We start from the raw sequence: 633 nt of genomic DNA on the forward strand, positions 1-633 counted from the left end.
GCCCTCGCCGCCGCTGGGGGTGGGCGGCGGGGCGTATCGGAGCTGGGTGTTCGAGACGAAGGAGTTCGACATCCCGGACCGCTCCCGGCTGGCGTTCTACACGGACGGCATGGTCGAGGACAAGGGCCGCGACATCGACGAGGGGATCGGGGTGATGGCGGCGTTGCTGGCGAACTGCCCACCGGACTCGTTGGAAGAGTGCTGCGACGCGGTGACGGACGTCCTGGGCATCACCGGCGACACCTCGGACGACGCGACGCTGCTGCTGGCCCAGGTCCAGTCGATTCCGCCGGAGCGCAAGGCCCACTGGCAGCTGGACGCGCACCCCTCAGCCGTGTCCGACGCACGGCGCAAGGTCCGCGAACGGCTCGCGGAATGGGGCCTGAGCAGCCTGACGGACACCGCGGAGCTGCTGGTCAGCGAGCTGGTGACGAACGCGCAGCGCTACGGGCGCTCGCCGGTGTCGCTGGACATGCTGAAGACGGATCGGCTGCTGGTGGAGGTGGGGGACGCGCTGGATGTGGTGCCGCAGGTGCGGCGGGCGCAGGAGACGGATGAGGGCGGGCGGGGGCTGCAGCTGGTGAACCAGCTGGCTACCCGGTGGGGGACGCGGACTACGGGGAACGGGAAGAT

The 633-nt window shown here is 70.6% G+C and carries 1 protein-coding gene; it reads left to right on the forward strand.

Annotated features, from left to right (window positions below; translation table 11 throughout):
* Positions 1-633, forward strand: a 633-nt coding sequence (locus KGQ19_RS48810; protein WP_212022489.1) for a SpoIIE family protein phosphatase, incomplete at both ends; no start/stop codon positions are given.

The sequence above is a fragment of the Catenulispora pinistramenti genome (genome assembly GCF_018274385.1).
GTDB lineage: Bacteria > Actinomycetota > Actinomycetes > Streptomycetales > Catenulisporaceae > Catenulispora > Catenulispora pinistramenti.